The following is a 26,992-nucleotide window of genomic DNA, read 5'->3' as shown; positions in this document are numbered from 1 at the left end:
TGTGATGCGCGCGATCTGATTCAGGCTCCTGATGAGTGACCTGTATTGGCTGACGGACGAGCAGATGGCTCGGCTGGAGCCCTTCTTCCCCAAGAGCCACGGAAAGCCCGGGGTTGATGATTGGCGGGTGTTGAGCGGGCTGATTTTCGTTAATCGCAACGGGTTGCGCTGGCGGGATGCGCCGGTGGTCTATGGACCCCACAAGACGCTGTACAATCCCTGGAAGTGGTGGAGCGAGGCTGGCGTCTTCGTTCTGATTATGGAGGGCTTGTCGGGCACCCAGACCGAGCGCCGCACCGTGATGATCGACGCGACCTATCTGAAGGCGCACCGCACGGCTTCGAGGCTCGCGGTAAAAAGGGCGGCTCGGGCGGTTCATCGGACGCACCAAAGGCTGCATGAACACCAAGCTTCACGCCATCATCGTTGCTAACGAACGCCCGATCGGCCTGTTCATGGCGGCGGGCCAGGTCAGCGACTACACCGGCGCTGCGGCCCTGCTGGACAGCCCGCCCAAGGCGCAGTGGCTGCTGGGCGAGCGGGGCTATGATGTGGACTGGTTCAGGGACGCCTTGCAGGCCAAGGGCATCAGGCCCTGCATCCCCGGTCGGAAATCCAGGACTGAGCCCGTCCGATACGACAAGCGCCGCTACAAAAGCCGCAACCAAATTGAGATCATGTTCGGGCGGCTCAAAGACTGACGTCGTGTCGCCACCCGCTACGATCGATGCCCGAGCGTCTTCCTGTCCGCCATCGCGCTCGCCGCTACCGTGCTCTTCTGGCTGTGAGTCCTGATCTCAGACTTGCACATTCCCTTACACAGCTGTCGTCGTCGTGCTACGAAAGGTATAAACATCAAGTGGTTGATGCTGGTGTGTGTGACTTAAAATCGCTCGACCTCGGTCGTGCGGGTTCGATTCCCGCCGCTCGCACCATGAATGGCCGGTCCTGATCCGGCGACCCCGGGATTGGGGTCTCTGGACGGCTGCAGCGCCTGCGTTTCCAAACGCAGGCGTTTTTTGTTTGGGCGGCCGCTTCCTCACGTTCTGTTCGAGAACGAAAGATTTCGATTGCAATGAATACATGAATGTTGAGGCGTCAGTTCGGGCAAACTTAAAGCTAATGCTGTCTTTTTCTTTATAAGTTTCACGATAGTAAGTCTTGTAAATCCGGTTCTAATTCGCAAATCGACTTGCTCATTCGTGTTTCAAAGAATCCTTGCGGCTGGCTTCATTTCGGCCGAAATCCTGTCAAGTCTACCGCATTGCACAAAAACTTTATCTCGGCTTAGCTGTTAATGTACTATGGTCGTTTGATCGTGGTTCGGAGCATCGAGCCGCGCTAGCGCGTTGGACGCGCTGAACATTGCGCCTGGCGTTCCGTCGGGCGCGAACGCAACCGTGACATCCCGTCTGCCTGCGCCTGGAGCGCGGCGGCGTCTTTGCGGCTGCGCGTAAGGCGGGCCGGGGGCTCGCCGGAAGCGAAAAGAGACAGGAGCGCTGGCGCGCGTGGACGACTTACAACTTCAACAATTGGGCGGGCCGCTGACGATCGGCCTGCTGGTGCTGTTCTTCGGCCTGACCATGCTGATCTCCTTACGGATCAGCCGACGCAAGGAAAACGCCGACGCCTATATGACGGCCGGGAACGGCATCGGTCTGGGCGTCTCGGCGGCCTCGATGACGGCGACATGGATATGGGCCGCGTCGATGTACGCCTCGGCCACCTCGGGTTACGTCTACGGCATATCGGGGCCGATCCATTATGGGCTGTGGGGGGCGCTGATGATCCTGTTCATCTACCCCTACGGCCGCCGCATCCGCGCTGTGGCGCCGCGCGCCCATACGCTTGCTGAGGTCATGTACGCCCGGCACGGCCGCTCCAGCCAGCTGATGCTGGCGGGGTCCAACGTCCTGGGCAGCGTCATCAGTCTGACCTCCAACTTCATCGCCGGGGGCGCCCTGATTTCCATGCTGTCGCCCTTCAGCTTCAGCCAGGGCATCGTCGTCATCGCCGGCGGGGTGCTGCTTTACACGCTGTGGTCAGGGTTCCGCGCTTCGGTGCTGACTGACTTCATTCAGGTCTGCGCCATGCTCGGCGCCGTGGTTGTGGTCATTCCGGCCATCTTCTTCGCCATGGGCGGGCCGAGCGTCTTCATCGAAGGCGCGTCCAACCTGACGCCGCAGCAGACCAGCTTCTTCTCGTCCGACGCCTTCCTGAACCAGGGCGCGCCCTATATCGCCGCCGTTCTGGCCTACGCCATCGGCAACCAGACCATCGCCCAGCGCCTTTTCGCCGTGCGCGAGGACCTGATCAAGCCGACCTTCATCACCGCCACGGTCGGTTACGGCGCGACCATCATCGGCATCGGCATGCTGGGCGTCGTGGCCCTCTACGCCGGGATCAACCCCATGGAGGGGGACCTCAACAACCTGATCCCGCAACTGGCCGGGACCTATTTCGGGCCGGTGCTGCTCAGCGTCTTCTTCATCATGATCATCGGCTCGTTGGCCTCGACGGCGGATTCCGATCTGTCGGCCCTGTCGTCGATCATGATGGCCGACATTTACGGCCGTGCGGGCAAGCGCAAGGCGGATCCGCGCCTGATGCTGACCATCGGCCGCGCGACGATGGTCATCGCCACCGGCGCGGCCCTGTATTTCGCCGGAGCGCGGATGAACATCCTGGACCTGCTGGTCTTGGTCGGCGCCATCTGGGGCGCGCTGGTCTTCCCCGTCATCGCCAGCTTCTATTGGGAAAAGGTGACCAACAAGGCTTTCACCGTCTCGGTGCTGGCGGCGCTGGCGATCTTCTTCCCGGTGCGGTTCGGCTGGATCCCGATGGACGGCGCTGTCGGCTATGTCTTCGACGTCATCGCCGTGGTCGGGGTCGGCGTGGTCGCGGGTCTGATGACCTTCGGCTTCTTCGGCGCGCGCGCGGCGCGGATCGTGGGCTTCATCGCCGCCGTGGCCGTGGCGCCCTTCGCCATCGGCTTCCTGCATGACTACGCCGTGCTGAGCGGCTCGCTGATCGCCTATGCCGTCAGCACCGTGGTCTGCACCGCCATGTCGCTGTCCAATCAAGACGGCTTCGACTTCTCGCGCATCGCCCGAATGACCGGCGACTTCGATGTGGAGGAAGCCGAACCCGCCGCCGCTTCTGCGGCCGCCCCCGCCCGCTCGGGCTCGCAAATCCCTCAAACCCGCTAACAGGAGATCGCAATGACCCCTTTCTGGCTGACGGCCTATGTCCTGATGTGGCCCGTCATCGTCGCGGGCGTGCTGGCCTTCATCGCCCGCGCCTTCTTCAAGGAATGGCTGGACGCGCACCGGCGCGGCGAGCCGATGATCTGATGTCGAAGGGGGCTGCGGCCCCCTTTTTCATGCCCTGGCTGTCTTGGACCCGTCATTGCAGACGGCTAGGGGTGGAAGACATTCTGCTTCGCCTGGAGTTCCTGATGATCCGCCGCCGCCTTCTCGCCTCCGCCCTTGGCCTGACTCTCGGGCTTGTCGCCATGAGCGGAACTGCACAGGCGGCCGAGGCGACGCCCCAGCCGACGCCACCTCAGGCGGCGGCCCCCGCTGGCGAGCGGGCCTCGCCCTCGTTGATCGTCACCATCGTCGTGGACCAGCTCAGCGCCAATCTGTTCAACCAGTATCGCAGCCAGTTCACCGGCGGGCTCAAGACCCTGGCCGATCAGGGCATGGTCTCGATCAACGGCTATCAGACCCACGGCGTGACGGTGACCTGCGCCGGTCACTCGACCGTCCTGACCGGGATGCATCCGACGCACAGCGGCATTCCGGCCAACGACTGGATCGACACCACCACGGGGCAGGAGACCTACTGCCTCGCCGCGCCGCAGAACACCCTGGCTCACGGCAAGAACACCGACAACGGCCCGGTCGGCCCGGCGCAGTTGAGCGCCTCAACCTTGGGCGACTGGCTCAAGGCCGTCAGCCCGGAAAGCCGCGTCTATGGCGTGTCGGGCAAGGATCGCGGCGCCATCAACCTGGCGGGTCACAAGGGCGACGGCGCCTTTTGGCTGACCGATGGCTTCGGCTTCACCACCTATGTCGAGCCGGGCCAGTCGGCGCAGGCGCGGTTGGCGCCTGTGGCGCCTGTCAATGCACGGATGATCGATCGTTTCACCCGCGACATGCCGACGTGGACCTATACCAATGAAGCTTGCCGCCGTCTGGAAGGGCGCTGGACCATTGCAGGCCAGACCTTTGACTCCAAACTGCCGCCGGTAAACGACCGTTTCGACAACTCGCCGGTGCTGGACGAGCTGACGCTGGAAGGCGCGATCGAACTGCTGGAGACGCAGCAACTGGGCCGTCGCGGCGTCACCGACATGCTGGGCGTCAGCCTGTCTGGCACCGACCGCATCGGCCACGCCTTCGGAACGCAAGGGCCTGAGATGTGCGAGCAGATGCTGCGTCTGGACGCCGCGCTGGGCGCCTTCCTCGACCGGCTGTCGACCATCCCCGGCGGGGTGATCGTGGCGCTGACGGCTGACCACGGCGGTTCGGACTTCCCCGAACGGTCGGCGGTCGAGGGCTATCCCAATGCGGGCCGGGTCGACCGCGCCCTGCAACCGCGCGTCAATGCGGCGCTGAAGGCCCGTTTCGGTCTGGACGCGGACCCGGTCGTGTCCTCGGCGGGGGGCTTCGTCATCGTCGACAAGGATCGCAGGTCGCTGGCCGAGCCGCTGCGTTCGCAGGTGCTGGCCGCCGCGATCGAACTGCTGAACGCCGAGCCGCAGGTGGCGATGGCGGTCTCGCGCGACGAACTTCTGGCCGAGCCGATCCCCGCCTCCGACAACCCCGAAGAGCTGACGGTGCGTGAGCGCCTGCGCCTGTCGGCCGTAGCGGGCCGTTCGCCCGACATCCTGCGCGCCTGGCAGCCGGGCCTGACCGGCCAGGGCCGCGTCGGCGGGGCCATCTCCAGCCACGGTTCGCCCTGGGACTACGACCGCCGCGTGCCGATTGTCTTCTGGTGGCCGGGCGCGGAAGGACAGGAGCGTTTTCTGCCCATGCGCACCATCGACATCGCCCCGACCCTGGCCAATCTGATCGGCGTCCAGCCCGACGCCCCGATCGACGGCCGCTGCATGGACCTGCCCCAGTTCGCCAAGGGCCGCTGCGAGACGAAATAGACCGCGCGGGTCGACATAAACTCGTGTTTCCACGGCGGGAGGCGCTCTTACGCCTCTCGCGTTTCATTGGCACAAGGGCTTGAGAAGCGCTTCTGAGGGGAGGCGTCGGCCGTCAGAGCCATACGAGGAAACCCGTTCATGCAAAGAGCCCGCCGCGCGCGCATCGTCGCGACACTCGGACCCGCCAGCCGCGCGCCGGGAACCGTCAAGGCGCTGGCCCAGGCCGGGGTGGACGTCTTTCGCCTGAACTTCAGCCACGGCTCGCACGACGACCACGCGGCCGCCCTGAAGGCCGTGCGGGGGGCCGAGATGGCGCTGAAGCGGCCGCTGGGCGTGCTGGCCGACCTGCAGGGTCCCAAGCTGCGGCTGGGCCGTTTCGCCGACGTCGAGATCGAGGTGAGGCCGGGGCACAGGATGCGTTTCGACCTGAACCCGGCGCTGGGCGACGAGACGCGGGTGCAGATGCCGCATCCGGAGATCTTCCGCGCCCTGCGCCCCGGCATGCTGTTGCTGATCGACGACGGCCGGGTGCGCCTGCGCGTGGGCGAGCGCACAGACGAATGGTGCGACGTCACGGTCGAGAGCGGATCCAAACTGTCGGACCGCAAGGGGGTGGCCGTGCCCGAGGCGGTGGTGCCGGTCTCGGCCCTGACGCCCAAGGACCGCGAAGACCTGGCCTTTGCGCTACGTCTCGGCGTCGACTGGGTGGCCCTCAGCTTCGTGCAGAAGGCCGAGGACATGGCCGAGCTGAAGAGCATCGTGAACGGTCAGGCCGCCTGTCTGGCCAAGATCGAGAAGCCTCAGGCTCTGAACGATCTGGAGAGCATCCTCGACTACTGCGACGGCGTCATGGTCGCGCGCGGCGATCTGGGCGTCGAGATGGAGCCGGAAGAGGTGCCGGTCGCCCAGAAGAAGATCCTGCGCGCCGCCCGTCAGCGCGGCGTGCCCGCCATCGTCGCCACCCAGATGCTGGAATCGATGACCAGTTCGCCCGCCCCGACGCGGGCCGAGGCGTCCGACGTGGCCAACGCCGTCTATGAGGGCGCCGACGCCTTGATGCTGTCGGCCGAAACGGCGGCGGGCGACTATCCGCTGGAAGCGGTGACCATCATGAACCGCATCATGGAGCGGGTGGAGCGCGACCCCCTGTGGCCGGGACTGATGGACGCCGATCACGCGGGCATGGACATTGACGATGTCGACGCCCTGGTCGCGGCGGCGAGGAAGGCGGCCGAGGCGTCCTCGACCGCCTGTATGGTGGTGTTCACGACGCTGGGCGGCACGGCGCGGCGCATGTCGCGCGAGCGCCCGCTGCAACCGGTGCTGGCCCTGACGCCCAAGCCCGAGACCGCGCGCAGGCTGGCCCTGGTCTGGGGGCTGGAGCCGCGGCTGGGCGATCAGCCGATTTCTCTGGAAGGCCTGACAGATGACGCGGTCGAAGCCGCCATGCTCTACGGTCTGGCCGAGCCGGGTCAGCGCATCCTGATCCTGGCGGGAACCCCCTTTGGCGCGCCGGGCGCGGCGAATCTGTTGCGTCTGGCCCATGCTCCGGCCCATTCTGCCCCTCGCGGCGTAAAAGGGGCGAGGCGCGCCCGCGGAACCTGACGGGACGGAATGATCAAATACATCGGCTCAAAGCGGGCGCTTCTGGGCCATGTGGCGGGGGCGGTGAGGGCCGCCCTGCCTGATGGGGGCATGGTCTGCGACCTGTTCTCGGGCACGGCGCGCGTCGGGCACCGGCTGAAGCGCGACGGTTTCCGCGTCTGGTCGAACGACCACAACGCCTATGCCCACGCCCTGGCCACAGCCTATGTGCAGGCCGACCGCGAGATCTGGGCTGAGCGTGCCGAGGCCGTGCTGGCCGAACTGCGCACGGTGAAACCCGAGGCCGGCTGGTTCACCCGCACCTTCTGCGAAGAGGCCCGCTTCTTCCATCCCGACAACGGCGCCCGCATTGACGCCATGCGCGAGCGCATCGAGACGATGGAACTGGAGCCGGCCCTGAAGGCCGTCGTCCTGGTCGCCCTGATGGAGGCGGCCGACCGCGTGGATTCCACGGCGGGCCTGCAGATGGCCTATATGAAGCAATGGGCGCCGCGCGCGCTGAAGCCGCTTGAGCTGCGTCTGCCGGACCTTTTACAGGGCGTGGCGGCGGGGCCGTGCGTGGCGACGCGCGGCGACGCGGTGGAGGTCGCGGCCGAGGTTGAGGCCGATCTGGTTTATCTGGACCCGCCGTACAATCAGCACTCCTATCTGGCCAACTACCATTGCTGGGAAAGCCTGGTCCTGTGGGATAAGCCCGAGACCTATGGCGTGGCCCGCAAGCGGGTCGACGTGAAGACCCGCAAGAGCGCCTTCAACAGCCGCCCCGGCATCGGCCCGGCCATGCAGGCGGTGATCGAGCGGCTGAAGGCGCCGAACCTGATCGTCAGCTTCAACGACGAGGGCTATCTGAGCCGCGAGAATCTGGTGGCCATGCTGGCCTCGCGCGGGCACGTTCAGGTGGTCGACATCCCCTATCCCCGCTATGTCGGCGCCCGCATCGGCATTCATAATCTGAAGGGCGAGAAGGTCGGGGCGGTCGGGCGGCTGCAGAACGTCGAACACCTGTTCGTCGTCACCGACCGGCCGGTGGTTCTGCCGGTCGCAGCGTAGCCTGAAGCCGGATAGATTCTTCAGTCGAGGCCCAAGGAACGAAGGCGGCGGCTTGTCGTTCTGGCTGTCATGCGTTCGTTTGCTTCTCCCCGTGCCCAGAGCGATTTCGACATCTCTCGCCGCCCTGTTGAAGAACAGGAAGCCGTCGCCAGGTTCGGCCGAAGGACGCCTGTCTCCAGGATTACGCCTGCGGTTCAGGCTCCGCGGACCAACAGTGTCGATCGCGGGCTCGATGGATGGACCATCTTCCTGCTCGGCGCCCTTGTGGCGGGGCTCATGGGGATGATGCTGGGCGGCGCCCTGTCGGTCTAGAGCGGCAAGCGAAGCTCGATCAGGCGGCTTCCAGCAAGGCCCGGATCGGCGCCCAGCTGCGTCGGTGCGCGGGGCAGGGGCCCAGCGTCTGCAGAGCCTTCTGATGGATGGGCGCGTTGTAGCCCTTGTGGCTGGCGAAGCCGTAGCCCGGATAGGTCGCATCCATCTCGATCATCAGCCGATCCCGCGCCGTCTTGGCCAGGATCGAGGCCGCTGCGATCGACAGGGACAGGCTGTCGCCCTTGACCACCGGGGTCACCGCACAGGGCAGCGGAAAGCGGTAGTTGCCGTCCACCAGGGCGTGGACCGGCGGATGGGCCAGGGCCTCGACCGCCCGTCGCATGGCCAGCCCCGTCGCGTGCAGGATGTTCAGTTCGTCGATCTCCTCGACCGAGGCGAAGCCGACGCCCCAGGCCAGGGCGCGCGCCTTGATGTCGATCTCCAGCACCGTGCGGCGCTTTTCGGTCAGGGCCTTGGAATCGTCGATGCCTGGCGGCAGGTCGTCGGGGTTCAGGATCACCGCCGCCGCCGACACCGGCCCGGCCCACGGTCCGCGACCCGCTTCATCAACCCCGCAGACATGACCGTCCCAGGTCGCCCGCGCCTCCAGCTCCAGCAACAGGGTGGGGAAGGGGCGATCAGGCTTGCAGGGAGCTTTTGAGGCAGGGGCTTTAGGCGACGTCATCACGCCCCCACTGCCATGAACCCCGGCCGGACGGAAGGCCTGTGAAACAGAGGGCCGGTCGCGGCGGCGCCTCATGGAGAATGGTGGGCGTGGAGGGACTCGAACCCCCAACCAGACCGTTATGAGCGGTCGGCTCTAACCATTGAGCTACACGCCCCCGAAACGCGCGCAAGCCGTGCCTAGCAGGCGGCGCGTCGGCTGCAAAGCCGCCTTGGACCTGTCACGCTTTTCACGCCGATGAATGGAACCTGCACAGGGGCCTTTTGCGTTTGTTCAGCTTGAAACGGCTAAGTTGGGCCGTGGCTGGCGAACACGCCCGCCCGAACGATTTCGACGGAGACCTCCCCATGACCCGCACCGCACGCGCCCTGATGTTGGGCACGGCCCTGATGACCTTGGCGGCGCCGGCCGTCGTATCTGCTCAATCCCAGCCCGGCGGCGCTTCTCCGATCCAGGTGCACGCCATGGCTCAACAACCCGCCCTGAACCTTTCGGCCTATGGCGAGGTCAAGGTCGCGCCGGATCAGGCCACGATCAACTTCGGCGTGGTGACCGAGGCCCCGACGGCCCAGGAGGCCATGAGTCAGAACGCTCAGCAGATGACGCGCGTCATCGCCGCCCTGCGCCGCGCGGGGATCGCCGAGCGCGACATCCAGACCTCGGGCCTGAACCTGTCGGCGCAATATGATTATCAGCAGAACGAATCGCCCAAACTGCGCGGCTATCAGGCCTCGAACCGCGTCACCGTGGTCATCAACGACCTGACCAAGGTCGGCGCGACCGCCGACGCCGTGGTCGGCGCGGGCGTCAACCAGATCGACGGCATCAGCTTCGGCCTGAAGGATCCTAAGGCGGCCGAGGATCAGGCCCGCGTGCTGGCCGTGCGCGCCCTGCAGGACAAGGCGCGTCTGTACGCCGACGCCATGGGCGTGCAACTGGGTCAGGTGCGCTCCCTGACCGAAGGCGGCGGCTATGTGCCCGAAGTGCGCCCGCAGGCCATGTACGCCCGCGCCGCCTCGATGGACGCCGGCGCCTCGACCCCGGTTTCGGCCGGAGAACTGTCGGTCCGCATCGACATCAGCGGGACCTATGATATCGGGCGGTGATGTCACTTCGATATGACTTGAACCCTCTCCCGGCGGGAGAGGGCTTGAGCCTCCAGGAGCCGAAGGCGATTGGAGCAGGCGAAAGGGTGAGGGGCTTGTCACATCAGTCGGCGTGAGCCGTCGCGCCACGGCTGACGCCGACTTCACCCGCGAACCCTCACCCTTTCGCGCAAGAACGATCGCTGACGCTCTCGTGCGCTCAAGCCATCTCCCAACAGGAGAGGGTTTTTGTTTGGCTTCATTACCGTCCGTTCATTTGACGCGGCGGGCGCGACCTCTATCCTCACGCTTGGCCGCCTCTGGCCGCGATCCTGGACGCCCGCCTTCCCATGAAGCAGTTCTTCCTCACCATGCTGGGCGTCTTCGCCGGGCTTGTGGCCTTCTTCGTCGTTCTGCCCGTGGTGGCGCTGATCTTCTTCGCCATGGCGGCCGGCGCGTCCAAGCCTTCGACGCCCGCGCACACGGTACTGGAACTGGACCTGCGCAGCGGCCTGACCGACCAGACGCCGACCAACCCCTTCGCGGCCTTCAGCGGCCCTAGCCTGTCGGTGGTTCAGGTCGTGGACGTGCTGGCTCAGGCGGCGGCCGACGACAACGTCAAGGTGCTGCTGCTGCGCGCGCCCGAAGCCGGCATGACGCCCGCCTCGGCCGATGAGGTGCGTCAGGCGATCGCCCGCTTCCGCGCTTCGGGCAAGACGGTGATCGCACACAGCCAGGGCTTCATGCCGGTGGGCGCGGTCATGTCCAGCTATATGGTCGCCTCCAGCGCCGATCAGCTGTGGTTGCAGAACACGGCGAACTTCCAGGCCGTGGGTCTGGCGGCGGACAGCGTCTTCCTGGGCCGCGCCTTCCAGAAGTACGGCGTCAAGGCCGATTTCGAACAGCGCTATGAGTATAAGAACGCCGTCAACGAATATACGCAGAGCGACTTCACCGCCCCGCACCGCGAGGCCATGCTGGCCTGGATGGGCTCCATCTACGACAGCGCCGTCGCCAATGTCGCCCGCGACCGCAAGACCACGCCTGAGGCCCTGAAGGCCGTTATTGAGGCCGGTCCCTATTCGGCCGATCAGGCCCTGTCGCTGAAGCTGGTCGACAAGATCGGCCAGGTCGAGGAAGCCGAGGCCGCCGCCAAGGAAAAGGCGGGCAAGAACGCCAAGATCGTCAAATTCGGCGAATACGCCTCGATGAAGGGCGCGCGCACGACTTCGGGCTCGGGCTCGGGCAAGTCGGCCATCGCCATCGTCGGCGGCGAAGGCGCCATCATGACCGGTCGCGGCTCCAACGATTCGCCCTTCGGCGGCGGGACCAGCATCCGCTCGGACGACACCGCCAAGGCCATCTATCAGGCGATCGAGGACAAGGACGTGAAGGCCATCGTCTTCCGCGTCTCTTCACCGGGCGGCTCGCCGGAAGCGTCGGAGCAGGTTCTGGCCGCCGTGCGCGCGGCCAAGGCGGCGGGCAAGCCGGTGGTGGTGTCGATGGGCGCCTATGCGGCGTCCGGCGGCTACTGGATCAGCTCCGAGGCCGACTGGATCGTGGCCCAGCCCTCGACCCTGACCGGCTCGATCGGCGTCTTCGGCGGCAAGTTCGTGCTGGCCGATGCGCTGGGCCGTTTCGGCGTCGACATGCGCGGCCTGTCGGTCGGCGGCGACTACGCCGACGCCTTCTCGCCGACGCAGGGTTTCGATCAGGGCCAGCGCGCGGCCTTCGCCGCCTCGATGGACCGCATCTACGAAGAGTTCGTCGCTCGCGTGGCCAAGGGCCGCAAACTGCCGGTCGAGCGGGTGCGCGAGATCGCCAAGGGCCGCGTCTGGACCGGCGCCCAGGCGCACGGCCTGGGTCTGGTCGATCAACTCGGCGGTCTGGAAGAGGCTGTGGCCAAGGCGCGTGAACTGGCCAAGATTCCGGCAGCTGAAAGCGTCCGCTTCAAGCGCTTCCCGCAGCCCCAGTCGCCGTGGGAGGCCATCGCCACGGCCTTCGGCGCCTCGGGCCAGGCGGCAGACGCCATGGTCAAGGTCGGTCAGGTGATGGGCGATCCGGCCGCCCAGGCCATGCTGAACCGCGTCGAGGTCGACCGGATGCGCAGCCGCGGCGCCGTGGTTCTGGCGGACCAACCGGCCTTCTGACGGCCTGGCGATCGCGAATGTGACTGACGCGTGATGTCGCAGTGCATTGACCGTTCAGGTCGATGGACCGACATTGCGCTTCAGGCGTTCATCAGGACGCTGAGAGAGGCTTTGAGTTCATGATCAACTCCGACCCGATGGGCCCGCTGGGTTTCAACGCGCGCCGTCGGCCCGGTTCCGGCCTGCTGGCGCCCTTCGTTTGGGCGGCGGGGCTGATCGCCACGGCATTGGCCGTGACCGTGGGCGCCCTGCTGGCCGTCTTCACCGCCGCCGCCGTCGCCATGATCGCCATTGTCGGCGGGGTTCTGGTCTTCTTCGCCGGTTTCGCCCTGCGCGCCCGCCGCGCCATGACCGCTCGTCGCCGTCGCGACGATGGCGTCATCGACGCGCGTAAAGTCGGCGACACCTGGGTGACCTACGGCTGGGAAAAGGAAGGGCGCTGATCGGCCCCTCATGACCGCCTACACCGACGCGCCTTCTCCAAACTTCGACGCCCGGCGCGGCCCGCCGGACATGCTGGTGCTGCACTATACCGGCATGCAGACCGCCGAGGCGGCGATCGCCCGCCTGCGTGACCCGGAGGCCAAGGTCTCGGCCCACTACGTCGTCGATGAGGACGGCTCCATCCTGCGTCTGGTGGCCGAAGAGCGCCGGGCCTGGCACGCCGGGCGAGGCGCCTGGCAGGGCGAGACCGACGTCAACGCCGCCTCCATCGGCATCGAGATCGTCAATCCGGGCCATGAGTTCGGCTATCGTCTGTTCCCCGAGCCGCAGATCGAGGCGGTGATCGCCCTCGCGGCGGACATCCGCACCCGCTGGTCCATCCCCGACGCCCGCATCATCGGCCATTCCGACATGGCGCCCGAGCGCAAACAGGATCCCGGCGAGCTCTTCCCGTGGAAGCGTCTGGCCGAGGCCGGGCACGGCCTGTGGTTCGACCCGGCGCCCGAGCGTATCGGCGCCCTGGGCGCGCCCCTGTCGCCGGGCGACGAGGGGCTGGGCGTCATCGTCCTGCGTTCAGGCCTGCACCGGCTGGGCTATGCGGTGCAGTCTGGCGGCGCCTATGACGACGAGACTCGCCTGACGGTCGAAGCCTTCCAGCGCCACTGGCGGCCCGACCGGGTGGACGGCGTGGCTGACGGCGAGACGCGCGCGCGGCTGGTGGGGTTGCTGCAACTGGCCTCGGTCGAGAGCGTGACGGGCGTGCTGGATTAGGGAATATGACCCTCTCCCGGCGGGAGAGGGCTTGAGCGCACGAGAGCGAAGCGATCGTTCTTTGCGCGAAAGGGTGAGGGGCTTGTCCTGTCAGTCGGCGTAAGCCGTGGCGCGACGGCCCGTAGGCCGACTCCACCCGCGAACCCTCACCCTTTCGCCTTCGCCAATCGCTGACGCTCTTGGAGGCTCAAGCCCTCTCCCATCGGGAGAGGGACTGTTCGTCTCACATTGACCTTGCGCCCATTCGCGCGCATCTAGCGCTCGCCAGACGGCCGGGCGGTCGCGGCGGGGGCTTGCCCCTGTCGAGGAAAGTCCGGGCTCCACGGTGAAAAGGCGGCGGGTAACGCCCGCCCGGGGTGACCCGAGGGATAGCGCCACAGAAAGCAAACCGCCTGGGCTTCGGCTCAGGGAAGGGTGAAAGGGTGGGGTAAGAGCCCACCGCGTCGGCGGCAACGTCGACGGCATGGCAAGCCCCGCCTGGAGCAAGACCAAATAGGGACATCGCGCGGGGCTCGCTCCGCAGGGTTCACCGCCCCAGATGTCCGGGTAGGTCGCGAGAGCTGTCCAGCAATGGGCGGCCCAGAGGAATGATCGTCGCCGCTTTCGGGCGGAACAGAACCCGGCTTACAGGCCGTCTGGCTTTATACTTGCCCTAACGCGCTTCGCGCTGCTTGAGGGCATTAACGCCGACCCTCTCCCGGCGGGAGAGGTCTTGGCCGTTAACCATTCCGTTGAAATCAAGGCGTTAGAACCTGTCCACAGGCTGTGAATACTCATTTTGTTCTGTGTATGTTCCGATTTTACAGTCCTCGACACGCCGAACGAACCGCAAATTAGGTTAAAGGGCGTCAACTAATCCCATTGAGACCCATTCTGTCCCATGCTATCCCAATGGCTCATGAGTAGGGGCCGAACGCCCGACGCGTGGGTTTTCTTCAACGGATTTCAGGGACGGGCCGCAGGGTTCGATTGGGCAGGGCGTGTTTCTCTCGACCTACGAGAAGCAGCTGGACGGCAAGCGCCGTCTCCTGATCCCTCAGGAATTCCGCACGGCTGAGAACGGCGCCGAGCATGGCGTCTTCTGCTTCCCCTCCATCGAAGCCGACTGTCTGGAAGCGGGCGGGGACAAGCTGTTCGCCGAGTACCGCGCAGTGATCGAAAGCCTGCCTTTCGGCGATCCCTACCGCTCGGCGCTGGAAGCCTCGATCTTCGGCGAGCAAAAGCCGCTGGCCTATGACTCTGGCGGGCGCATCACCCTGCCGGAACATCTGTGCGCCGAGGTCGATCTGTCCGACACGGTCGTCATCTACGGTGTCGGCGAGCGCTTCCAGATCTGGAACAAGGACAAGTGGGCCGCGCACCGCGCCGAGCAGCGACGCATGGCGCGCGAGGGCCTGAAGCAGTTCGGCGAGATGCGCCGTCAGGCGGCTGCGGCGAAGACGGGAGGGGCGGCATGACCTCTCCGCACGCGCCTGTCCTGCTGGCTGAAGTGATCGAGGCGCTGGCGCCCAAGGCGGGCGATGTCGTGATCGACGCCACCTTCGGCGCGGGCGGCTATACGCGCGCCATTCTGGAGCGCGGCGCGGATGTGGTGGCGCTGGATCGCGACCCGACGGTGCAGCCTTTCGCCGAGGCTGTGGCGCGCGACTTCCCCGATCGTTTCCAACTGATCCGCACGCCGTTCTCCGGTCTGGCCGAGGCGTTCGAGGAGAGCGGCAAGGCGAAGCTGGACGGCGCCGTCTTCGATATCGGCGTCTCGTCCATGCAACTGGATCAGGCCGAGCGCGGCTTTTCCTTCATGCGCGACGGGCCGCTGGACATGCGGATGTCGGATGAGGGCGAAACCGCCGCCGACATCGTCAACACCTGGGACCACGGGCCGCTGGCCCATATCTTCAAGCTGTACGGCGACGAGCGCCAGTCGGGCCGGGTCGCCACCGCCATCCTGCGTCGCCGGGTCGAACAGCCCTTCACCCGCACGCTCGATCTGGCCGAGGTGGTGGAGAAGGCTCTGGGCGGGCGTCGCGGCGCCGCCATCCATCCGGCGACCCGCGTGTTTCAGGCCCTGCGCATCGCCGTCAACGATGAGTTGGGCGAGCTGGAGCGCGGGCTGGAGGCGGCCGAGGCGACGCTGGCGCCGGGCGGGCGGCTGGTCGTCGTCACCTTCCACTCGCTGGAAGACCGCATCGTAAAGGCCTTCCTGACCGAGCGCACCGGCAATGCGCCGGGCGGATCGCGCCATGCGCCGGTGGCGGTCGAGACGCGCAAGCCCAGCTTCGACCTGCTGTTCAAGGGCGCGCGCGAGGCGGGCGAGGCCGAACTGGCCGCCAACCCCCGCGCCCGCTCGGCCAAGCTGCGCGTAGGCGTTCGCACCACCGCCCCGGCCTGGGGCGCGGTGAAGGGGAGGAGCGCATGATCGCCATGCCCGCCCCCGTCAAGCGCCTGTTCGAGTGGAAGGTGCGCGGCGTACGCTGTGTCGAGATCATCGGCGTGGCCTGCGTGCTGGCGCTGGTCTTCTCGGTCTATATCGCCAAGGCGGCCGCCGCCCGCGAGAGCGCCGAGATCAGCCGCATCGAGCGCGACATCCGCGAAAACCGCGAGCGGGTCCGCCTGCTGCGCGCCGAAGTCACGCGGCTGGAGCAGCCCGCCCGTCTGGAGGCCCTGTCGCGCGAAATCGGTCTGGGGCCCGTCGATGTGAAGAAGCAGGCGGGCGAGGCGACCCTGCCCGAAATCGCGCCGCCGCCGGCCGAGAAGCCGGTCGAACCGGCGCCTGCCGCGCCCGCCGCCGCTGTGGAGGCCGTGCAATGAGCGTGCATGACCATCACGGCATGGGCTATCGCGGCCGTCCGCAGGCGACCTTCGGCGGGGCCGTCTCGGCCTGGGGGCGCTGGGTCGCCTCCCTGGTGTGGAATCTGGAGCATTCGTTCGAGCGCGCCCGCGCCGACGCCCGCCCGGAAGAGGACACCCGCGTCCGCATCTTCCTGATCATGGCGGCCTTCTGCGGCGTGTTCGCCTGTCTGGCCGTGGGCGCTGCGCACGCGGCGCTGCTGACGCCGCGCGGCGGGGCGGGGGCGGGTTTCCATCCCGGCGCCCTGACGCGCGCCGATCTGGTGGACCGCAACGGCCAGCTGCTGGCGACCAACATCACCCACTACGGCCTCTATATCGACCCGCGCGAGGTCTGGGACATTCCGGCCGCCAAGGCGCAGCTGCGCCGCGCCCTGCCGCGCATCCCGGCCAAGCGTCTGGACAAGGTGATGAGCGGCGAGCGCCGCCTGATCGTGGTGACCGGCCTGACGCCGTCGGAGCGCCGCGCGGTCCATGCGCTGGCGCTGGGCGGAGTGACGTTCGAGCCGGAGGATCGCCGCGTCTATCCGCTGGGCAGCTCGGCCGTGCATCTGATCGGTCGTTCGGATACGGGCGGCGAGGGCGTTGCGGGCGCCGAACTGGCCTTCAATCAGGAAATCCGCGCGGCGGGCGTCGCGGGCGAGGACTTCCCCCTGTCGATCGACCTGCGGGTTCAGGGCGTGGTTGAGAACGAGCTGGCGATCGCCGCCGAGGAACATAAGGTCAAGGGCGCCGTCGCCGTCGTCGCCGACGTGCAGACGGGCGAGATTCTGGCGATGGCCTCGTGGCCGACCTATGACGCCAACCGTCGCAACGCCGCGCCGGAAGAGGCCACGCTGAACCGCGTCGTCTCGGCCCACTATGAGATGGGTTCGGTGTTCAAGAGCTTCACCGTCGCCGCCGGGATCGACACCGGCCGGGCCGACATGAACACCCTGTTCGACGCCTCTCAGGCGCTGCAGATCGGCAAGCGCCGCATCACCGACTTCCACGCCACCAACAAGGTGCTGACGCTGGAGGAGGTCTATCTGCATTCGTCCAACATCGGCACCTCGCGACTGGCGGTCGAGATGGGCGGCGATGTGATGCGCGACTATTTCCGCCGTCTGGGCCTGCTGGACGCCGCGCCGATCGAACTGAAGGAATCGGCCGCCCCGCCCAAGGTGCGCAAGTGGGACGACAGCACGCTGGCGTCGCTGTCCTTCGGCTATGGCGTCATGGTCACGCCGATCCAGTATGTCGCGGCCTATGGGGCGCTGAGCAACGGCGGGCGCTATGTGGCGCCGACCCTGCGCAAGGGCGGCCGTCCGAACGCCCAGACGCATCAGGTCGTCTCGCCCGAGACCTCGGCGACCATGCTGGACCTGATGCGCCGCAACGTCACGCGCGGTTCCGGCCGGTTCGCCGATGCGCCGGGCCTGCGCATGGGCGGCAAGACGGGCTCGGCCAACAAACTGGTCAACGGCCGCTATAATCCGGCGGTGGCCGTCGGCTCCTTCGCCGGGGTCTTCCCCGCCGACGGGCCGGTGGACGCCAAGCGGTACACCGTCTTCGTCCTGATGGATGAGCCGGGCGTCTATCCGCGCACCGGCGGCTATGTCGCCGCGCCCGCCGTGGGCCGCATCGCCAACCGCATCGCGGGCTTCCTGGGCGTCGAGCGCAAGGCCGACCGCTGGTCCACCGCGCTCGGCGAAAAGATTCCCGAGTTCCAGGACGTGGAGGGCGACGGCCGATGAGCCTTCCCAGCGCCCACCTGCGCCTTTCCGAACTGCTGCGCCGCGACGTGGCCTCGGACCCCGAGATCACCGCCGTCACCGCTGACAGCCGTCAGGTCGTGCCCGGCGCCCTGTTCGTCGCCCTGCCGGGGACGCAGGCCGACGGCCGCGCCTTCATCCCGCAGGCCTTGGCGAAGGGCGCGGCGGCCGTTCTGGCGCCGTCCGACACGCCTGCGGGCGCGGCGCCGGTTCTGGTCGGATCGGGCGATGTGCATCGGGCCTACGCCATCGCCGCGCGCGCCTTCTACGGCGCCCAGCCGCGCACCTGCGTCGCCGTGACCGGCACTAACGGCAAGACCTCGGTCGCCAACTTCTGCCGTCAGATCTGGGCGGGCATGGGCCTGAAGTCGGCCAGCATGGGAACCCTGGGCGTCGTCGGCCAGAAGGGCGACAAAACCTACGCCCTGACCGGCCCCGGCCTGACCAGCCCCGACGCCGCCGAGGCCGCCCGTCTGCTGGCCGAACTGGCCCGCAAGGAAGTCACGCACCTGGCGCTGGAGGCCTCGTCCCACGGCATCGACCAGCGACGTCTGGACGGGGTGGCGATCAAGGCGGCGGGCTTCACCAATCTTACGCAGGATCACCTCGACTATCACGGCACGATGGACGAGTACCGCGCCGCCAAGATGCGCCTGTTCGAGGCCCTGCTGCCGCGCGGGCGAACCGCCGTTCTGAACGCCGACTCGGACGCCTATTCGGCCTTCGCCTCGGCCTCGATCATGGCGGGGCTGGGCGTGATGGGCGTGGGCGAGCGCGGGCGCGACCTGACCCTGCTGGCGCGCCGGGCGACGCCGGAAGGTCAGCGCCTGACCCTCGACGTGCGCGGCCGGGTGCATGACGTCCTGCTGCCGCTGGCGGGCGCGTTCCAGGCGTCCAACGCTCTGGTGGCGGCGGGACTGTGCATCGCCGGCGGCGAAGACCCTGATCGCGTCATCCCCGCGCTGGAGCTGATCCAGGGCGCGCAGGGCCGCCTGCAACGCATCTCCGGCGGCGTGCGCGGCGGCGAGGTCTATGTCGACTACGCCCACACCCCTGATGGGCTGGAGACGGTGCTGAACGCCCTGCGTCCGCACGCGACGGGCAAGCTGATCGTCGTCTTCGGCGCGGGCGGCGACCGCGACCGGGCCAAGCGTCCGCTGATGGGCGAGATCGCCGGGCGTCTGGCCGATACGGCCATTGTCACCGACGACAACCCGCGCTCCGAAGACCCCGCCGCCATCCGCGCCCAGGTCCGTGCCGGCTGCCCCGATGCGCTGGAGATCGGCGACCGCCGCGAGGCCATCCGCCACGCCGTCTCCCTGATGCGCGAAGGAGATGTGGTCGTGATCGCCGGAAAAGGGCATGAACAGGGTCAGATCGTCGGCGGGGTCGTGCATCCCTTCGACGACGCCGCCGAAGCGACCGAAGCCCTGAAAGACCATGCCTGACGTACGCACGCCGCTCTGGACCGCCGAAGCCATCGCCTCGGCGACCGGGGGACGGCTTCATGGACCCGACGCCTCGGTCTCGGGCCTGACCTACAACAGCCGCGAGATCGCGCCGGGCGACCTGTTCCTGGCCCTGCACGGCGCGCGCGACGGGCATGAGTTCGCCGCCGCCGCCTTTGCCGCGGGCGCTACGGTGGCGCTGGTCGACCGGCCGGTCGAGAGCGGGCCTTATGTTCTGGTGTCGGACACCCTGAAAGGGCTGGAGGCGCTGGGCGTCGCCGCGCGCGACCGCGCCCGTCTGCGCGGCGCCGTCACCGGCAGCGTCGGCAAGACCAGCGTGACCCAGGCGATCAAGGCGGGCCTCGATCTGGCAGGATCAAGCCACGCCTCGATCAAGAGCTACAACAACCATATCGGCGTGCCGCTGACGCTGGCGCGGATGCCGCAGGGCACGGATCGGGCCGTGTTCGAAATCGGCATGAACCATCCGGGCGAGATCGGGCCGCTGTCGCAGTTCGTTCGCCCCCACGCGGCCTGCGTCACCACGGTCGGGCCGGTGCATATCGAAGCCTTCGCCGACGGCGAGGCGGGCGTGGCGCGCGAGAAGGCCGCCATCTTCGAGGGGTTGGCGCCGGGCGGGATCGCCGTGGTCAACGCCGCCGACGCCCATGCTGACATCGTGCGTCAGGGCGCGGAAAAGGCCGGGGCCGTGGTGCGGACCTTCGGCCATGATGCAGGCTGCGACGCGCGCCTGCTGGAGTTTGTGGCTGATAGCGAGGGCGCGACCGTCACGGCTGAGCTGGACGGACGGCGCATCGAATATCGCCTCGCGCAGTCGGGCGTGCACTGGGGGCTGAACAGCCTGTGCGTCATCCTGATGCTGCAGGCGCTGGACGTGTCGCTGGAGACGGCGTTGCAAGCCTTGGCGGGGTTCCAGCCTCTGGCCGGGCGCGGGCAGATGAGGGCTGTCAAAGTCCATGGCGGGACGTTCACCCTGATCGACGAGAGCTACAACGCCAATCCGCTATCGATGAAGGCGGGCTTCGTCAGTCTGGGCGCCAAGCCGGTGGGGCAGGGCGGCCGCCGCGTCGTCGTGCTGACCGACATGCTGGAGCTGGGCGAGCACAGCCGGGCCCTGCACGAAGGGCTGGCCCCCGCCATCGTCGCCGCTGGTCTGAACGTGGTGCATACGGCCGGGCCGCAGATGCGCCTGCTGCATGAGGCGCTGCCGCCTGCGTTGCGGGGGCAATGGCGCGAGACCGCCGCCGAACTGGCCGCCGAGGCTGCGACGCTGATCCAGCCCGGCGACGTGGTCATGGTCAAGGGATCGAACGGGTCGAAGGCCTCGCTGGTTGCGGCAGCGCTTGCAAATCTCGGCATGACCGAACAAGGCAACAACCCCTCAGGCAGCGGCGCGCCGCACGCGACGCGATAGGGTCACCCAAGAATGTTCTATCTGCTCTATCTCTATTACGCGGACGTCGCTCAGGAATATCCGCTGCTGCACCTGATCCAGTATCAGACGGTGCGCGTGGCGCTGGCGATGGCGACCTCGATGATCGTGGCGGTCGCGATGGGCAGCCGCTTCATCAACTGGATCCGCGCCAAGCAGGGCCGGGGCCAGCCGATCCGCGATGACGGCCCCGTCTCGCACCTGTCTAAGGTCGGCACCCCGACCATGGGTGGGCTGATGATCCTGGCGGGCATCGGCGTGGCCGTGCTGCTGTGGGGCGACCTGACCAACCCCTATATCTGGATCGTCTCGGGCGTGACGGCGGCCTTCGGCGTGCTGGGCTTCATCGACGACTACGCCAAGGTGACGAAACAGACGTCGGCCGGGCTGACGTCCAAGCAGAAGCTGGCGGCCCAGACGGTCGTGGCGGTGATCGCCGGCGTGCTGACCGTGCTGTGGATGACCCAGTCGCCGACCTCGCCGGGGCTTGAGACCTCGATCGCCTTCCCCTTCCTGAAGGCGGTGCTGCTGAACATAGGCTGGTTCTATGTGGCGTTTGCGGCCTTCACCATCATCGGCTTCTCGAACGCGGTGAACCTGACGGACGGGCTGGACGGCCTGGCCATCGTGCCGGTGATGATGGCGGCGGGCGCTTTCGGCATCATCTCCTATCTGGTCGGCAACTTCCTGTTCGCCGATTATCTGCAGGTCCACCATGTGCCCGGCGCGGGCGAGCTGGCCATCTTCTGCGCGGCCATCATCGGCGGGGGCATGGGCTTCCTGTGGTACAATGCGCCGCCGGCCAAGATCTTCATGGGCGACACCGGCTCCCTGGCCCTGGGCGGCGCGCTGGGCTCGATGGCCGTGGCGACCAAGCACGAGCTGGTGCTGGGCATCGTCGGCGGCCTGTTCGTGGTCGAGGCGGCCTCGGTCATGATCCAGGTCGGCTACTTCAAGCTGACGGGCAAGCGCATCTTCCTGATGGCGCCGATCCACCACCATTTCGAGAAGATGGGCTGGCCGGAATCCACCGTGGTCATCCGCTTCTGGATCGTCGCCGCCATGCTGGCCCTGGCCGGTCTGGCCACGCTGAAGCTGCGTTGATCCGATGATCCCCGTTCCCGGCTTCGAGGGGCGTCGCGTTGCGGTCTTCGGCCTGGGGCGGTCGGGGATCACGGCGGCGCGCGCGCTTCAGGCCGGGGGCGCGATCCCCGTGCTGTGGGACGACGGCGTCTCAGGCCGGATGCAGGCCGAAGCCGAGGGCTTTCTGGTCGAGGATCTGACGCGCGCTGACTGGTCCGGGTTCGCCGCCCTGGTGCTGTCGCCCGGCGCGCCGCTGACCCATCCCAAGCCGCACTGGAGCGTCGAACGCGCCCATGAGGCGAGCGTGCCGGTCATCGGCGATGTGGAGCTGTTCGCGCGGGCGCTGGCCGCCCTGCCGCAGGGGCAGCGGCCGCGCGTGGTCGCCATCACCGGCACCAACGGCAAGTCGACGACCACGGCCCTGATCGGCTGGGTGCTGAAGCAGGCGGGCCTCCGCGTCCACATCGGCGGCAATATCGGCATCGGGGTTCTGGCTCTACCGGAGCCGACGGCGGATGCGGTCTATGTGATCGAGGTGTCGTCCTATCAGCTGGACCTGACGACGGGCTTCGCGCCGGACGTGGCGATCCTGACCAATGTGTCGCCGGACCATCTGGACCGTCACGGCGGTATGGAAGGCTACGTCGCCGCCAAGCGCCGGATATTCCAGGCGCAGGATGGAGAAGCGCTGGCGCTGGTCGGCGTGGACGAGGAGTGGGGCCGGAAGGCTGCGGCGGACCTGCGGGCGCAGGGGCGGCGCGTAGAGACGGTCGTGTCCCTTCCTTCTCCCCTCGGGGGAGAAGGTGGCTTGCAGAGCAAGACGGATGAGGGGGACGTATCCCCTGTCGCATCTCATGCCGAAGAGGCGCCGTCGTATCTGACATCCCCCTCATCCGAGCCGCTTCGCGGCCCACCTTCTCCCCCGAGGGGAGAAGGGTATTCGGCGGCGGCGGGCGTGTTGATGGCTGGTAGCGAAATGCTGGCCGACCTCTCCGCCGCCCGGTCCTTGCCCGGCCGCCACAACGCCCAGAACGCGGCCTTCGCCTATGCCACGGCGCGGGCGCTGGGCGTGTCGCACGAAGCGGCGGTCGAGGGCCTGCTGACCTTCCCCGGCCTGTCGCACCGGATGGAGGCCGTGGGCCGTCTCGGCACGGTGCGCTTCATCAATGATTCCAAGGCGACGAATGCGGATGCGGCGCGGCAGGCGCTGGCCTCCTATCCGTCGGTCTTCTGGATCGCGGGGGGGCGGGCCAAGGACGGCGGCATCGACGATCTGAGCGACCTCTTCCCGCGCGTGACGCGGGCCTATCTGATCGGGGAGGCGGCGGACGCCTTCGCCACGACGCTGGGCGACACGCCGCACGTCGTGGCCGGGACGATGGAGCGCGCGGTGCAGATGGCCGCCGCAGATGCGGCCGAGGCCGGGAGCGAGCAGGTCGTCCTGCTGTCGCCCGCCTGCGCCAGCTTTGATCAGTTCCCTGATTTCGAGGTCCGGGGCGAGGCGTTCCGCGCCGCCGTCCTGGCCCTGGGCGCACGGCCGGAGCCTGCCGCATGACCCATAACAGCTACAGCCACCCCTTCTCGCGCAACGACCAGAGCATGGTGGCGCGCTGGTTCTGGACGGTCGATCGCGGCCTGCTGGGCGCCGCGCTGACGCTGATGGCGCTGGGGGTCGCGCTGAGTTTCGCCTCAAGCCCGGCGGCCATTCTGGCTGATGAATCGATCCGCGATCCCTTCCATTACTCGTGGCGGATGATGGTCTTTTCGACCATGGGGCTGTGCGTGATGCTGGGCGCGTCGCTGCTGTCGCCGCGCGGCGTGCGGCGGATCGCGGTGCTGGCCCTGTTCTGCGCCATCGTGGTCATGGCGGCCTTGCCGTTCATCGGCGACACGGTGAAGGGGGCGGCGCGCTGGATCAATCTGGGGCCGTTCAGCCTGCAGCCGTCCGAGTTCGCCAAGCCCGGCCTGATCGTCTTCGCCGCCTGGATGTTCGCCGAGGCTCAGAAGGGCGAGGGCGTGCCGGGCGTCAGCATCGCCTTCGGCATGTGGGCGTTGACGGTGGGCCTGCTGCTGATCCAGCCGGACATCGGCCAGACCCTGCTGGTCACCACCACCTTCATGGCCGTCTTCTTCATGGCCGGGGTGCCGCTGAAGTGGGTGGCGGCGCTGGCGGCGGTTGGCGCCGGCGGGGTGGTGTCGCTGTATTTCATGTTCAGCCACATGCGTGACCGCCTGAGCCGCTTCCTGTCGCCCGAGACGACCGATACCCACCAGATCGACCGCGCCTCCGAGGCGATCCGCGCCGGGGGCCTGGTCGGGCGCGGCATTGGCGAGGGGGTGATGAAGCGCCACGTTCCCGACCTGCACACCGACTTCATCTATTCGGTGGGGGCTGAGGAGTTCGGCCTGGTGCTGTCGCTGATCATGATCGGCCTATACGCCTTCATCGTCATTCGCGGGATGCGCAAGGCGATGAAGCTGAACGATTCCTTCGAACAGACAGCGGCGGCGGGGCTGTTCATGCTGATCGGGCTTCAGGCCTGCATCAATGTGGCGGTGAACCTGAACCTGATCCCGACAAAGGGGATGACACTGCCCTTCATCAGCTATGGCGGGTCGTCCATGATGGCCATGGGGCTGACGATGGGGTTTGCGCTGGCCCTGACCCGGCGTCGTCCGGGCGCATATGAACTGGGGTCGAACGTGACCCCGCGCCGTCGCCTGCTGCCGTAAGAGAGTATCGCTCATGACCAAGGTCTGCGTCGTCGCCGCCGGGGGCACCGGCGGCCATATGTTCCCCGCAGAGGCCCTGGCCCGCGAGATGGCGGCGCGCGGCTGGCGCGTGTTGCTGGCCACCGACAAGCGCGGCGAGCAGTACGCCCACGCCTTTCCGGCTGAAGAGCGTCTGGCGCTGGACGCGGCGACGGGCTCCGGCCCCATCGGCCTGATGAAGGCCGGTCTGGCGATCATGAAGGGCGTGGGCCAGGCGAAGGCCGCGTTCCAGCGCACAGGCGCAGACGTGGTGGTGGGCTTTGGCGGCTATCCGTCGGCGCCGGCCCTGCTGGCGGCGGTGACGACGAGCCGCCCGACCGTGATCCATGAGCAGAACGCCGTGCTGGGCCGCACCAACCGCTATCTGGCGCCCAGCGTGGGCGTGATCGCAGCGGCCTTCCCGACATTGGGCCGGGCGCCGGACAAGGTGAAGAGCCGCGTCCAACTGGTCGGCAATCCGGTGCGGCCGGACATCCACGCCCTGTTCGACCGGGCCTACGCCGCGCCGGTCGAGGGCGGGCCGATCCATGTGCTGGTGACAGGCGGCAGCCAGGGCGCCCGCATCCTGTCAGAGACAACGCCGCGCGCGCTGGCGGCCCTGCCCGAGGCCATCCGCAACCGGCTGAAGGTGCAGCAGCAGTCGCGGCCCGAGACGCTGGAGGCCGCACGCCAGATCTACCTCGACGCCGGGATCGAGGCCGAGGTCGCCCCCTTCTTCCGCGACATGGCCGACCGGCTGTCCAAGGCGCATCTGGTGATCGGGCGGGCAGGGGCCTCGACCTGTTCGGAACTGGCCGTGGCGGCCCTGCCGTCGGTGCTCATCCCGCTGAAGATCGCGATGGACGACCATCAGACGCTGAATGCGCGCGCGTTGGCCGAGGCGGGCGCGGCGAAGGTGATCGCCGAGGACGACCTGACCGTCGATGGTCTGACGGCGGCGCTGACCGCCATCCTGTCCGATCCTGCGGCGCTGGCGGCCATGTCGGCTGCGGCTCGTTCGGTGGCTATCCCCGACGCCGCGCAGCGGCTGGCCGATCTGGTGGAGCAGGCGGCCCGATAGGGCCCTTCTCCCCGCCGGGGGAGAGGCAGGCGGCGAAGCCGCTCGGATGAGGGGGACGCTTCCCTCGTAGAGACGGGTTGATGGGGATGTGCGTCATTTGGCGTCCCCCTCATCCGTCTCGCTGCGCGAGCCACCTTCTCCCCCGGCGGGGAGAAGGGCTATGGTCGAGCCATGCCCCAGTTCGTCATCGACCTGACCAACACCGTCTTCGCCCTCTGGCGTCAGTTTCACTGGCTGCCGAAGTGGGCGGTGATTTCGATCATCACGGTCGCCTTCGTCTTCATCGGCTGGGCCGCCAATCAGGTTGTCTTCGCCCTGCTGAGGCTGGCGGTGCGCAACCGCGACGCCTTCTGGAAGGGGATGCTGAAGCGCGCTCGGCTGAAGGTGCGGCTGGCGGTGATGATCATCGCCCTGGCGCTGGCGGTCACGGTGTCGCCCCTGGCGCCCGAACCGTCGCTGTTCATACGGCGAACACTGCTGTTCTGCTTCATCCTGGTGTCCGGGTGGATGCTGGCCGGCGCCGTGGACATGGGCGCCATCGTCCACCTGAAGAAGTTCAACATGGAGGCGGAGGACAACCTCTACGCCCGCAAGCACGTCACCCAGACGCGCATTCTGCAGCGCGTCGCCGCCATCCTGATCGGCCTGATCACTCTGGGGCTGGCGCTGCTGACCATTCCGGGGGTCAAGCAGTGGGGGCTGTCGCTGCTGGCCTCGGCCGGGGTGGTCGGCATCGTCGCCGGTCTGGCGCTGCAGCCCTTCCTGACCAATCTGATCGCGGGGATCCAGATCGCCACCTCCCAGCCGATCCGGCTGGACGACGCCGTGATCGTCGAGGGCGAGTGGGGCCGGGTCGAGGAAATCACCTCGACCTATGTGGTGGTCAAGCTTTGGGACTGGCGGCGCATGGTGCTGCCGCTGACCTATTTCATCCAGAAGCCGTTCCAGAACTGGACGCGCGAGGATTCGCGCCTCATCGGCGTGGTCTTCCTCTACGTCGACTATGAGGCGCCGATCGAGCGGCTGCGCGTCAAACTGGAGCAGATCGCCCACGCCTCACCGCATTGGGACGGCGACGTCGTGGCCCTTCAGGTGACGGACATCACCGAACGCACGGCCCAGGTCCGCTGCCTGACCAGCGCGCGCAACGCGTCGGTCGCCTTCGATCTGCGCGCCGAGGTGCGTGAGAAGATGCTGGCCTTCATGCGCGACGAATGCCGCGAGGCCCTGCCGCGCGACCGCGTCGATCTGGATCGCGAGGAGCGCGGCGCCCTGCGCCTGAAGCCGGAAGCGCCATGACGATCAGGGGGCG

The 26,992-nt window shown here is 67.6% G+C and carries 21 protein-coding genes, 1 tRNA gene, 1 other RNA gene and 1 pseudogene; 22 read left to right on the top strand and 2 right to left on the bottom strand.

Annotation, left to right across the window (positions count from 1 at the left end):
- The first annotated feature begins 31 nt into the window (after positions 1 to 31).
- From RSD66_RS12260 to RSD66_RS12235, 6 genes and pseudogenes are all read left to right on the top strand, one after another.
- Positions 32 to 788 (top strand): annotated as a pseudogene (locus tag RSD66_RS12260) (IS5 family transposase).
- Between the two features lie 720 nt (positions 789 to 1,508).
- Positions 1,509 to 3,209, top strand: coding sequence for a sodium:solute symporter family protein (locus tag RSD66_RS12255; RefSeq protein WP_024354806.1), 1,701 nt, complete (start codon positions 1,509 to 1,511; stop codon positions 3,207 to 3,209).
- A gap of 12 nt (positions 3,210 to 3,221) precedes the next feature.
- Positions 3,222 to 3,353, top strand: a complete 132-nt coding sequence (locus tag RSD66_RS12250) for a putative transporter small subunit (RefSeq protein ID WP_003169726.1) — start codon at positions 3,222 to 3,224, stop codon at positions 3,351 to 3,353.
- A gap of 104 nt (positions 3,354 to 3,457) precedes the next feature.
- Complete coding sequence (locus RSD66_RS12245) at positions 3,458 to 5,161, top strand: alkaline phosphatase family protein (RefSeq protein WP_415288021.1); 1,704 nt, start codon at positions 3,458 to 3,460, stop codon at positions 5,159 to 5,161.
- Between the two features lie 138 nt (positions 5,162 to 5,299).
- Positions 5,300 to 6,766, top strand: coding sequence for a pyruvate kinase (gene pyk, locus RSD66_RS12240; RefSeq protein WP_024354804.1), 1,467 nt, complete (start codon positions 5,300 to 5,302; stop codon positions 6,764 to 6,766).
- A gap of 9 nt (positions 6,767 to 6,775) precedes the next feature.
- Positions 6,776 to 7,816: a DNA adenine methylase gene (locus tag RSD66_RS12235; RefSeq protein WP_415288018.1), complete on the top strand. Its 1,041-nt coding sequence runs from the start codon at positions 6,776 to 6,778 to the stop codon at positions 7,814 to 7,816.
- A gap of 331 nt (positions 7,817 to 8,147) precedes the next feature.
- On the opposite strand, the gene RSD66_RS12230 is transcribed toward RSD66_RS12235, so the two are convergent.
- The gene (locus RSD66_RS12230) at positions 8,148 to 8,813 is read right to left on the bottom strand and encodes a ribonuclease HII (RefSeq protein ID WP_346524885.1); all 666 of its coding nucleotides are present in this window, start codon (positions 8,811 to 8,813) and stop codon (positions 8,148 to 8,150) included.
- 81 nt (positions 8,814 to 8,894) lie between these two features.
- A tRNA-Ile gene (locus RSD66_RS12225) sits at positions 8,895 to 8,970 on the bottom strand.
- A gap of 190 nt (positions 8,971 to 9,160) precedes the next feature.
- On the opposite strand from RSD66_RS12225, the gene RSD66_RS12220 reads away from it, so the two are divergent.
- The 16 genes from RSD66_RS12220 (at position 9,161) to RSD66_RS12145 (ending at position 26,979) form a co-directional block, all read left to right on the top strand.
- Complete coding sequence (locus RSD66_RS12220; RefSeq protein WP_346524887.1) at positions 9,161 to 9,919, top strand: SIMPL domain-containing protein; 759 nt, start codon at positions 9,161 to 9,163, stop codon at positions 9,917 to 9,919.
- Positions 9,920 to 10,248: 329 nt separating this feature from the next.
- Positions 10,249 to 12,048 carry a signal peptide peptidase SppA gene (gene sppA / locus RSD66_RS12215; protein WP_415288016.1) on the top strand — a complete coding sequence of 600 codons (1,800 nt, stop codon included), beginning with the start codon at positions 10,249 to 10,251 and terminating at the stop codon, positions 12,046 to 12,048.
- A gap of 119 nt (positions 12,049 to 12,167) precedes the next feature.
- Positions 12,168 to 12,491, top strand: coding sequence for a hypothetical protein (locus RSD66_RS12210; RefSeq protein WP_233552086.1), 324 nt, complete (start codon positions 12,168 to 12,170; stop codon positions 12,489 to 12,491).
- 10 nt (positions 12,492 to 12,501) lie between these two features.
- A complete protein-coding gene (locus RSD66_RS12205; protein ID WP_119413632.1) occupies positions 12,502 to 13,263 on the top strand; it encodes an N-acetylmuramoyl-L-alanine amidase in 762 nt (253 codons plus the stop codon).
- Positions 13,264 to 13,527: 264 nt separating this feature from the next.
- An RNA gene (gene rnpB / locus RSD66_RS12200) (RNase P RNA component class A) lies at positions 13,528 to 13,906 on the top strand.
- A 337-nt stretch (positions 13,907 to 14,243) separates the two neighbouring features.
- A complete protein-coding gene (locus RSD66_RS12195) occupies positions 14,244 to 14,720 on the top strand; it encodes a division/cell wall cluster transcriptional repressor MraZ (RefSeq protein ID WP_087138949.1) in 477 nt (158 codons plus the stop codon).
- Positions 14,717 to 15,679, top strand: coding sequence for a 16S rRNA (cytosine(1402)-N(4))-methyltransferase RsmH (gene rsmH, locus RSD66_RS12190; protein ID WP_415288015.1), 963 nt, complete (start codon positions 14,717 to 14,719; stop codon positions 15,677 to 15,679). Before RSD66_RS12195 ends, rsmH begins: the two co-directional genes overlap by 4 nt.
- Positions 15,676 to 16,071 (top strand): cell division protein, encoded by a 396-nt coding sequence (locus tag RSD66_RS12185; RefSeq protein ID WP_415288013.1) that lies wholly within the window; start codon positions 15,676 to 15,678, stop codon positions 16,069 to 16,071. The genes rsmH and RSD66_RS12185 overlap by 4 nt, the downstream gene beginning before the upstream one ends.
- Positions 16,068 to 17,846 (top strand): peptidoglycan D,D-transpeptidase FtsI family protein, encoded by a 1,779-nt coding sequence (locus tag RSD66_RS12180; protein WP_119413635.1) that lies wholly within the window; start codon positions 16,068 to 16,070, stop codon positions 17,844 to 17,846. Before RSD66_RS12185 ends, RSD66_RS12180 begins: the two co-directional genes overlap by 4 nt.
- Complete coding sequence (locus RSD66_RS12175; protein WP_415288012.1) at positions 17,843 to 19,312, top strand: UDP-N-acetylmuramoyl-L-alanyl-D-glutamate--2,6-diaminopimelate ligase; 1,470 nt, start codon at positions 17,843 to 17,845, stop codon at positions 19,310 to 19,312. Before RSD66_RS12180 ends, RSD66_RS12175 begins: the two co-directional genes overlap by 4 nt.
- Positions 19,305 to 20,747: a UDP-N-acetylmuramoyl-tripeptide--D-alanyl-D-alanine ligase gene (locus tag RSD66_RS12170; protein WP_415288010.1), complete on the top strand. Its 1,443-nt coding sequence runs from the start codon at positions 19,305 to 19,307 to the stop codon at positions 20,745 to 20,747. The genes RSD66_RS12175 and RSD66_RS12170 overlap by 8 nt, the downstream gene beginning before the upstream one ends.
- Positions 20,748 to 20,759: 12 nt before the next feature.
- Positions 20,760 to 21,869, top strand: coding sequence for a phospho-N-acetylmuramoyl-pentapeptide-transferase (gene mraY / locus RSD66_RS12165; protein ID WP_415288009.1), 1,110 nt, complete (start codon positions 20,760 to 20,762; stop codon positions 21,867 to 21,869).
- Positions 21,870 to 21,873: 4 nt separating this feature from the next.
- Complete coding sequence (locus RSD66_RS12160; protein WP_415288007.1) at positions 21,874 to 23,403, top strand: Mur ligase family protein; 1,530 nt, start codon at positions 21,874 to 21,876, stop codon at positions 23,401 to 23,403.
- Complete coding sequence (gene ftsW / locus RSD66_RS12155; protein ID WP_415288005.1) at positions 23,400 to 24,581, top strand: putative lipid II flippase FtsW; 1,182 nt, start codon at positions 23,400 to 23,402, stop codon at positions 24,579 to 24,581. The genes RSD66_RS12160 and ftsW overlap by 4 nt, the downstream gene beginning before the upstream one ends.
- Before the next feature lie 13 nt (positions 24,582 to 24,594).
- Positions 24,595 to 25,680, top strand: a complete 1,086-nt coding sequence (murG, locus tag RSD66_RS12150) for an undecaprenyldiphospho-muramoylpentapeptide beta-N-acetylglucosaminyltransferase (protein ID WP_415288003.1) — start codon at positions 24,595 to 24,597, stop codon at positions 25,678 to 25,680.
- Positions 25,681 to 25,851: 171 nt separating this feature from the next.
- Complete coding sequence (locus RSD66_RS12145) at positions 25,852 to 26,979, top strand: mechanosensitive ion channel family protein (protein ID WP_415288002.1); 1,128 nt, start codon at positions 25,852 to 25,854, stop codon at positions 26,977 to 26,979.
- The last annotated feature ends 13 nt before the right edge of the window (positions 26,980 to 26,992 follow it).

It is taken from the genome of Brevundimonas sp. S1H14 (genome assembly GCF_047716865.1).
GTDB classification, from domain to species: Bacteria; Pseudomonadota; Alphaproteobacteria; order Caulobacterales; family Caulobacteraceae; genus Brevundimonas; species Brevundimonas naejangsanensis.
Note: the sequence above shows the minus strand (reverse complement) of the source record. Positions and strands in the feature narration are given on the sequence as shown.